Below are 9,226 nucleotides of genomic sequence, written 5' to 3'. Positions count from 1 at the left end.
TCACCTGTTCAGTTTAGACCGGAATTACCCGTTCAGTTTAGACCGGAATATCCAATTCCTAAATACGATGCTAAATCTTGAGTTGTTACCCGCTTAATTAGCATTGGTTCGTTAAACAACATATAACTATACTTCTCTAAAGCCGTCTTATTATTATAATTCAGCATGTACTTCTGCTTTTGATTATATTCCTGTTCTAAAACTGATTGTATAATTTTGTTCCAAGCTGGTACTTTATCAAGTAGATACAAATAGTCTGAATAACTTATTCTATAAATTACACAATCTTCTATAGCTTTAATATTTCTTGTAGAATTTTCCTGAGATATAAATTCTGAAAATGAAGTAACAAATTCATTCTCAAACTTAAAACAAGTTATATTTTCCCTTTCTTCTTTGTCATTACCATACGCTTTAACAGCACCAATAGCAACAAAACCTATATAACGACATACTTCGTTCTCACGAATAAAAAAATCACCCTTTTTTAATAAAACAGGTTCAAAAAAATGTGAGGATAGATTAATCTCGTCACCTTTTAGCCCTCCTATTGAAACTAGATAACTTTCAAATATATCAACCCTTCCAATGTCATTCATTACCTTATTTTTGTTATTAATCTTTTATTAAGCTATATCTCAAGTTCAATATTCAAAATTAAAAAAAAAATTAAAACCTATATATCTTCATTACTTAGTCTCAAAAACATAATCAATAATAATCCCTCGTATCACCCTGACATATGTAGTACAGTTGAATTATCGCATAAAAGCTTAGATTGTACGAGGGAATAATTACTATTAAACTAACTTAGTTACAATATCTATTAACTGAGTTAGTTTTTCTTGATTAAGATCTAAGGATTCTAGTTTCTCAACTAAACTCTTATACTCTGCCGTTCTCTTAGTAGCTTGTCCTTCCAATTTACCTTTTAATATCTGCATTTCACTCTTGATAGCTTCTTCTTCTGTTAAAGCATATTCCTCCGTCTGCTTAACAGAGTGATGGCCTAACATTTCTTTGACCACATGAATAGGAACTCCATTACCAAGAGTTACAGTACTACCAAAAGTTCTTCTTGCTTTGTGTGTATTTAATTCACTGATTTCACAAAGAGAAGAAATTTCTTTTAAATAGGCATTCATCTTTTGATTAGATCGAACAGGAAGCACTACATCTTTTCCAATACAATCAGGATGATCTTTATACTTATCCATTATCTCTATAGCTTTAGGTAGTAATGGAATGGTGATATTAGCATCTGTCTTTTGTCTATTGGTTCTTATCCACAAATTACCTTCAATATCTTTAGTAATATCACTTTTTTGAAGTTTAAATACATCAATATAGGCAAGTCCTGTGTAACACTGAAATACAAACACATCCCTTACAATAGATAATCTTTCATTATCAATTTCTTTTTTCTCTAAAATAGAAAGCTCTTGTTTACTCAAAGGTTTTTTATTGAGCTTAGTCTTCTTAGGCTTGTATTGTGCGAAAGGATTAGTAGGAATAATTCCTTTTGCAACGGCTCTTAGAACAATCTTCTTGAAGTTTGAGATATATTTTATAGCCGTATTGTTAGAACACGCTCTAACAGTCTTTAAATAGTGTTCATATTCAAGGATAAACTCATGATCAAGTTCTCTGAACTCAATATCGTCTTTATTGTAAACCTTTTTAATAAACTCTCCAACATGAGACCTTGCTGTTACATATCTCTCATAGGTACCAGGAGCATACTCTTTAGGTACTAGTTCCAAAATTTCATCATTGTGTTTTTGAAACTCAACCAAAACTTTACTCTTATCAGATCCTTTACCTTGAACAAAATCCATTAATACAGATACTGTGATAGGTTGTCCATTACTTACAAGTTCTAATTTGTAATGATTAATCTTAGATACGATTGTATCCAATAGAAAATTAAGAGTCCTAGCCTCTTCTTTTGTACCAAGTGCACGACCTGATCTCTGATTCCATCTATTGATATCCCATTTGTGGTTAATGGAAGTCTCTCTAGCGATTCCATCTACAATGATTCTAAGGTAAACCATCCTTAAATCACCTCCATCTCTTCCTTTCTTAAGGAAAAAACTAATTGATAAGCGTTTTTCTAGCATAATTCAACTGTTTAAAATTAGTAATAAATGTCGAATTAAAACACTCAAAAATCAAGATGTAAATCTCTTTAACCCCTTACTATCACTAGGATTTAGCTGTTTTTTGTGGCACAGGACAAAACATTCTCTCTGTGCCATGAATTAAGCGATTCCTTATGAGCATTTTTGAAAAAAATGCGATACGGTTAAAAAAGAAAAAACCTATAATTCATTGAGAATCATAGGTTTTAAGCTATTTTGATGACTTTTAAAAAGTTATCATTTATAATTTCGCGGAGAAAGAGGGTTAGCCTCTTTTATGCCGTATGCTTTATAAATAGGGCGGTTCACTTTTTTGGATTGAGGTGAGCACCTTATTACGAAAGTTTTATGCTATGATTGGAATCGTTTGATTCTGCTGTAAAGGTAAATAAATAATTTAATTTTACTATTTTTAGTATTTCTAAAAAAACAAGTATCGCATAATTTTATTTAATATACCCTATATTTTTAAGGGTTATTTGAAAAATTAAATTTTTAAATATTTAATGTTATAGGAGATACGTTGCTACTCTCAAATTAAAAAAGATAATAGTACATTATAAAAAAATTAGATTCACTAAAGATGCTTAACGAATTAGTTTTTTAAATCCTCTAAGCTTTGAATGAGACTCATTAAACCTTTATCCCATGTTTTACTCTTATATTCAAGCTTCAACCAATCAATTGCTTTTTTAATATATTCTAAGGATTTTTCATCTCCAAATCTTTTATAATATTCTTTTGCTTGTTCGGCATATCTAATAGCGTGAAAAACTTTTCTTTTATCATCATTAAAACATTTCTCTAGAATATCCATACTATTATCTAGTTGTGTTCTAATTACTACACTATCTTCTGAACTATTAATATTAGCATCAAATAAAATTATAGCATGAGAGTTTCTAATAGAAAAATATTTATTATTAGTTTGAGTTATTGCACGATCAATCCATTCAAATGCTGTTGTGAACTTCTTTTTATAGGCTAAATATAATGCTCCTTGTTGTAAAACATATGGATTATTAAAATCCATATCATAAACATTTTCATAAAATTCCATTCCTTCTTTCCAAATAGGAAATGCTTTAGAAACTAATATTTTATCATAAGCATATTTTCGATAAACATTGTAATGAGGAATTCTTGTATTTGGAACATTATCTAAAGTTTTAATCATAACTTCTTTTAGAATTTCTGCAGAAACGACATCTATAATTGTTTCTGCAACAAAATATGATCTTGGGTAATAGTAATCTTGATCATCTTCTAAATTTAAATCTCCTGAATAATCTTTAACTAAGTCTTCTAATTGTTTTCTTAATTCATAGATATCGTTATAGTCATTTATCTCATCACTAAAATAACTATACAACATATCAAACGACAAAGGTATTCTACAATTATGAGTATATGCTATTAATACAAGAAATTCGGTTAACTTAAAATCATGCTTCTTTAAATTTTCAAAAACATCAAGAAAACGTTTTTTTATTGTGTTATGTTTTACATTTCGTTTAACAAATTCGAAAATAGTATCTTTCTCATAGTTTTTATTTTTTTCTGAAATTAACTTATTGCGTCTAGTACCAATAGGAAGATGATCAAATATTCCTTGTAAATCAGTATCTGATAATTCAGTTACATTGTAAATGACAAAATCAGTTGTTTTAATTAAATGTGAAATGGCAGAAAAATTATGAGTTCTTTCTATTCCTACAAGTTTAATGTTTTTAAACTCTGTTAAAAAATTAAATGCATCTAGAGAATCAGAAAAATTATCAATAAAAACAATGGTTTTCTTACCATGAGTTGAATGAGCAATTAGTTTAGCTTTATTTAATTGCAAATTATCGAAAATAAGTTTTATCTCATAATCCATCTCAATTGCAATTTGCATCATTAATGTTGTTTTACCAGAAACAGGTGCTCCTTGTATAATAATATTCTTATCTGAATAGATAAGGTTTTTAATTTTGTTAAAATGAGTAGTTTTATAAATTTGATTTGAAAAAATATCATACCATGTTGGTGGATTTCCACTAAAAAATTCTAATATTGGCCTAACAGGTAAATTTTTATTACTTATAGGAATAATGTTTTTACCAAATAGATATTTTATTTCTTCATTAACTTTAGTAATTTTTTTTGTAGTAACAATATTAAGTGTTTCAAGGTAATTTAGAAATTGAGCTGTATCTGAAACAATTATATTAAATCCTAAAGCTTCGAAATAATGAATAATATCGTCCTCTTCATCTCTAATTATAATCCATTTATCTTTATGATTTTCAGGATTAGTATTCGACGAAGTTAAGGCCTGAATAACACCAGTATCTTGAAGTCCATATCCCCAAAATAGTGTTATTTTTCTTTCAAAATCTAATGAAAGTTGGTTCCAAATTTTAGGATTAGAACTATAAGCGTTTGAAATAGAAGAAACATCAAAAATCAACTTTCTATCAAAATATTTTACATTTCCGTGTAATGCAGAAAAATCTACAGCTAAATTATCTGAATAATTTTCTCCATTATATGTTACATCATTAATATACTTATCCTCAATTTTTTCATAAATTTTATAAACTAAATCATCAATATTAGTTGTGTATATATTTTTAGGATTTAATTTTTCAATATTTAGATATTTTTTATCAAAAGAATCTACTGAAAACTTAGCACGTAAAAAAGTATAAAATTCCTCCCTTTTAGATTTTTCTAAAATTGTTGAAATTTGAGAAAGGTTTAAGTCCAGTTTTATATTAAATTCTTTTTTTACTTCATTAGTTAATTGATTACCTACGGGTAAATATTCTGTTTTTTTATTTTTAGCTAGTACAGAAAAGCCTGCACCTAAAAATAAATTTGTTCCTTTTGTAATTTCGTTTTCAAAAATATGTTGATTATCAAATCTTTTCATTAGAAATGGTGTTTTAGTAAGATTTATAAAAATACAAAATAGTTTGACTATTTTATTGCGGAAATCCGTAAATCACTCAATATTTTGAGTCTATCCATTATTTAAACAAAAAACATAGCGACTTCGGAGTGGTTTTCCCGCCCTCTGCAAGAGCAAGTAGTTTTGATGGTACGAATGTAATTTCGAGTGCCTCAAAACATAACTTGCTGTAATCTTTCGATTACTAAATACCAAAATTTTACAAAGTAAAATCTAAAGTGATTTCATATTAAGAAATCACTCACTATTTGACACTAAAGTGCCAAGTGCAACCTTAAATTTCCATTTAAAGTTTTCAAGCTGTATATATACTTTCTTTGCTGTAAGATAGTAAAGTAAGTTTTGTAATTGTCTTTAAAATAGCGCTGTAAAGCTGTTTTAAGATAATCTTGGTGTAAAAACGTATTAGTATAATGTTTCCAACAAGCTAAAGCTTACAACTATCCATAATGTAAAATGTAAACCTTTAAAAAAGTACAATATGGGAACAGTAAACCAACCATCAAAAAAAGACAGTCAAAATGAGTTAGTCGATGAAGACTACTTAATGAATATCATGAGTGGTGATATAGAAGTTAAGTCTGTAGAACAAGCTAAGACTATTGTAGAAGAAAGAGAAAAACCTCTAATCCAAGAAGAAGTAACAAAAGTCAAAGAGAAGAAGCCAAAGAAAGAAATAGCTACTACTAAATACCAAGAGCTTTTTCTAATTAATGAATTTCCTTCATCAAGAGCAGGAAAGGTAGTTTATATCCGACCAGAGTATCATGAAGTATTACTTCGTATAACCCAACTGGCTAAAGAAGAAAAAACAACGCTTTACTCTTATTTAGACAATATCTTAAAGCAACATCTACAACAGTATAGCTCTGAGATTACCCAATATTTTAATGACAAATTCAAACCTATTTTATAATGAAAAAAATAATCACTTAGGAGAATCAACTCTAGTACAGATTACTAAGAGTATAGAGAATTATGTAGATACTTTTAAAAAAAGTATCTACATAATCAAAAAACGGAAAAACGGCTTATACTCAATCAGAATTCTATAAGAAGTTAACACGCATAGTTCAAGAAGTAGGAAATAATAAAACTTCTGTTCATGCTTATTTATATAATCTATTAGAGCATTAATTCAATATATTCTAACGTCTAAAACTATTCTTTTTAAGAAGAAAAATAAGCTTATATTTTTAATTACTCCTTAAAATCTGACATTTTTAAAAAAGAGGAAGTTCCACTATAGCGTTTATTACTTTTGGTAAGTAATAGATAATTAGGTAATTTAGATTAGATATTATCTTAGTTCTTTTATATGGATCAATTAGTGAATAAAAAAATAAGCAAAATTGCAGAAATCTGGAGATACTATCTTCTTGAGTCCAAATATTTACGGAATGTATTAAAAATTGATAACGAATACGAAGTTGGTTATGTAAGCCATCTTTTAGGTTATTATCATGATACTAATCAGCTAATTTTTACCCCATTTAGCTATACTTCAAATAATGATCGTATTTCTAAACAAATAAGCCTTTTACAAAGTATCTATGTTCAACAAGACTTTATAGAAGAGCTTCTCAGATTCTTTAAACTTAATATCAATAAAGGAAGTTTAAAACAAGACCAAAATTATAGTATAAATAGAGATATTAGAAATGAATTAGTTGGACATCCTATTAGACGAATTAACAACAATGGTACACTAATTAGTTCTTGTTTATTTGGATATGAGGGTGGAAGCGAGAATATAAGTTATTTAAAGTATCATGCAGACAATAATTTTAAATGTGAAATTATTGAATTAAGTATTTCTGATATAATTACAAGGCACAAAGAATTCTTAATAAAATACTTAGATAAAATACTCCATAAGTTAAAGAAGATTTTCTCTGGATATATTACAAAACTACGCAACTTAAGAGAGCTAAGTAAAACGAAAAATTTCGAAGAACTTTTAAAGATAACTTCTGTTTTCTTTGAATCTATATTTGACTCCGATTATATCTATGATAAGGAATCATTATTGATAGTTTATTCAAAAAAAGACCAACACTTAAGATACCAAAATATTATAATTAAATTTTATCAGGATTTAGAAATTGCATTAATTGAAAAAATTAAAATTACTGAAGACATATTTAGCTTACCAGAAGAACAGGTAGTAAGTAAAGACTTAGAAAGTCCTATCATTAATCTACAAATTATAGAAGCAGAAAATTATCCCCTAAATAGACCAGTAACTTATCATTATGAACTAGGTAAGTTGTCTACTATGCGAGACTTACGAGAGTTTAGATATTATTCAGAATGCTTAAAAAATAAATGTTTAAATAATCAATTGGTACTAGATGAATTAACTCACATGGAGAACAATAATTTTAATAAAATTGAGTACTATTCTGCGTTGGGACTTATTCAAACAGAATTAAATAAAGCTCAATAGGTCTAGTATTATTTGAATAAAAGATATTAATTACATAATGTAATATTTATGAGAGAAACAGTATTAAGTTATCTACAACAAAATGAATTTGATAAAATTGTTGAAATACTAAAAGATAATAAACTTTTTAATCTATTAATTTCAGATCAAATCTTTGAAACAATATTCTTTCAAAACTTCACATATCAATTACTTAATTATACAGAATTAGAGCTACCATATCCCGCATTTTTATATAACTGTCATGTATCAGACGATTATACTTTTAAATTTAATAATGAAGATGAGGAAAAAATTTTAAAATTTTTGATTGATAAAACTAAAGATTATAATTATGCTAAAAAACTCCCTAATTATTCTCAATCAATTTTAATAATCGAAGAGTATGAGAGTAAGCTACAGATTGAATCAGAAATATCAGTAAAAATTGCTAAAAAACACAAAGATTTAGAAATAGTTGAGAAATATTCTAATAATAAAGAATCTATAATAAAATCCATTTTTAATTCTCCTCAAGAAAAAGATTTTTTCATAGCATGTCGAGATGTATTTTTAGGCAAATTAATTTTACCTAATGTTTCTTTATCAACTCTTTTTAATCAAACTATTGTAAGAGAAAAGTATTCAATGTATTATAATTTTTATCTTAAATCTTCTATTGATTGTGTTGTTGTTGATGAGAAAACTTTTATTCCGATATTGTTCTTTGAACTAGATAGTAAAACTTACCATTCTGATGAAGAAGCTAAAAAGCGTGACGAAATTAAAAATAAACTTGTTACAGAATTTGGTAGTTCACTCATTCGTATAACTAAACGAACGGGTAATGAATCTATAGAAGAATTTAAAAGTTTTCTAGAAGTTATCAAAGAAGAAAAAAACATTGTTTAGGTTAGGTCTTATAGAATACAGTATTACAGCTTAAAAAACAAAGGCACCTTATAAGATGCCTTCATCTGCAAAAGAGTAGTAACTCTCTGTGGTTATAATTAAATGATCTAAAAGAGTAATATCAAGTATCTTACTTGCTTCTTTAATCTTTCTTGTAATTTGTCTATCAGCATCACTTGGAACTAATTTCCCAGACGGATGGTTGTGCACTATCAAAAATCCCACTGCATTCGCTTTCAAAAGAGCTGAAAAGATGATTCTTAAATCTACTATTGTACCTGTTATTCCTCCTGAGGAAGCTTCTAATACTCCAAGTACTTTGTTGTTGTTTGAAAGCATAAGTACTTTAAACTGTTCTAATAATTCAATCTTATTACTATCCCAAGCCTTTAATGCAACTTGATATGCACTATAAGAAGATGTAATCTGAGGTCTCTGTGAAGCCTTTACTTTTGATTTGTAAATTAATTCTACTTCTGAAGCGATAAGCCAATCTTTGTTTAAAACTGTAGTTTCCATAATATTAAATTTTTAAATTAATTATGGAGCCACAATTGGTAATGGCTTAGCGAGCGCAAGAAGCAACGCAATAAAGCGAAGACTTTAGTCAAGCATTTATGGGGGAATTTCTTGCTAGCGAACCGCTAGGCATTACCTAAATTTGTGCAATTATTAATAAAAATAAAACCCAATAATTATTTATCGCTTAGCTCTGATTTTCTATGTCTTAATATATCTGATATTTTCAAATCAGTAATGCTTTTATAGAAGATAATTTACCTTTCC

At 27.6% G+C, this 9,226-nt stretch carries 8 protein-coding genes; 4 read left to right on the top strand and 4 right to left on the bottom strand.

Annotation, left to right across the window (positions count from 1 at the left end):
• Positions 1-32: 32 nt before the first annotated feature.
• From AABL85_RS14695 to AABL85_RS14685, 3 genes are all read right to left on the bottom strand, one after another.
• A complete protein-coding gene (locus AABL85_RS14695) occupies positions 33-599 on the bottom strand; it encodes a Crp/Fnr family transcriptional regulator (RefSeq protein WP_341310648.1) in 567 nt (188 codons plus the stop codon).
• 201 nt (positions 600-800) lie between these two features.
• The gene (locus AABL85_RS14690) at positions 801-2,123 is read right to left on the bottom strand and encodes a site-specific integrase (RefSeq protein WP_341310647.1); all 1,323 of its coding nucleotides are present in this window, start codon (positions 2,121-2,123) and stop codon (positions 801-803) included.
• 616 nt (positions 2,124-2,739) lie between these two features.
• Positions 2,740-5,061 carry an SIR2 family protein gene (locus AABL85_RS14685; protein WP_341310646.1) on the bottom strand — a complete coding sequence of 774 codons (2,322 nt, stop codon included), beginning with the start codon at positions 5,059-5,061 and terminating at the stop codon, positions 2,740-2,742.
• A gap of 520 nt (positions 5,062-5,581) precedes the next feature.
• Between AABL85_RS14685 and AABL85_RS14680 the strand changes: the two genes are divergently transcribed.
• From AABL85_RS14680 to AABL85_RS14665, 4 genes are all read left to right on the top strand, one after another.
• Positions 5,582-6,016, top strand: a complete 435-nt coding sequence (locus AABL85_RS14680; RefSeq protein WP_341310645.1) for a DUF3408 domain-containing protein — start codon at positions 5,582-5,584, stop codon at positions 6,014-6,016.
• A gap of 152 nt (positions 6,017-6,168) precedes the next feature.
• Positions 6,169-6,237: a hypothetical protein gene (locus tag AABL85_RS14675; RefSeq protein WP_341310649.1), complete on the top strand. Its 69-nt coding sequence runs from the start codon at positions 6,169-6,171 to the stop codon at positions 6,235-6,237.
• A gap of 181 nt (positions 6,238-6,418) precedes the next feature.
• Positions 6,419-7,549, top strand: coding sequence for a hypothetical protein (locus AABL85_RS14670; protein WP_341310644.1), 1,131 nt, complete (start codon positions 6,419-6,421; stop codon positions 7,547-7,549).
• A 48-nt stretch (positions 7,550-7,597) separates the two neighbouring features.
• Positions 7,598-8,440, top strand: a complete 843-nt coding sequence (locus AABL85_RS14665; RefSeq protein WP_341310643.1) for a DUF2726 domain-containing protein — start codon at positions 7,598-7,600, stop codon at positions 8,438-8,440.
• A 48-nt stretch (positions 8,441-8,488) separates the two neighbouring features.
• On the opposite strand, the gene AABL85_RS14660 is transcribed toward AABL85_RS14665, so the two are convergent.
• Positions 8,489-8,959, bottom strand: coding sequence for a JAB domain-containing protein (locus AABL85_RS14660; RefSeq protein WP_341310642.1), 471 nt, complete (start codon positions 8,957-8,959; stop codon positions 8,489-8,491).
• Positions 8,960-9,226: the final 267 nt, after the last annotated feature.

Source organism: Myroides odoratimimus, from assembly GCF_038039805.1.
Classification (GTDB): domain Bacteria; phylum Bacteroidota; class Bacteroidia; order Flavobacteriales; family Flavobacteriaceae; genus Flavobacterium; species Flavobacterium odoratimimum_B.
This window is presented reverse-complemented; position numbering and strand designations above follow the sequence as displayed.

Coding starts and splice junctions, on each gene's coding strand:
- AABL85_RS14695 (WP_341310648.1), bottom strand. CDS start 599: ATGAATGACATTGGAAGGGTTGATATATTTGAAAGTTATCTAGTTTCA.
- AABL85_RS14690 (WP_341310647.1), bottom strand. CDS start 2,123: ATGCTAGAAAAACGCTTATCAATTAGTTTTTTCCTTAAGAAAGGAAGA.
- AABL85_RS14685 (WP_341310646.1), bottom strand. CDS start 5,061: ATGAAAAGATTTGATAATCAACATATTTTTGAAAACGAAATTACAAAA.
- AABL85_RS14680 (WP_341310645.1), top strand. CDS start 5,582: ATGGGAACAGTAAACCAACCATCAAAAAAAGACAGTCAAAATGAGTTA.
- AABL85_RS14670 (WP_341310644.1), top strand. CDS start 6,419: ATGGATCAATTAGTGAATAAAAAAATAAGCAAAATTGCAGAAATCTGG.
- AABL85_RS14665 (WP_341310643.1), top strand. CDS start 7,598: ATGAGAGAAACAGTATTAAGTTATCTACAACAAAATGAATTTGATAAA.
- AABL85_RS14660 (WP_341310642.1), bottom strand. CDS start 8,959: ATGGAAACTACAGTTTTAAACAAAGATTGGCTTATCGCTTCAGAAGTA.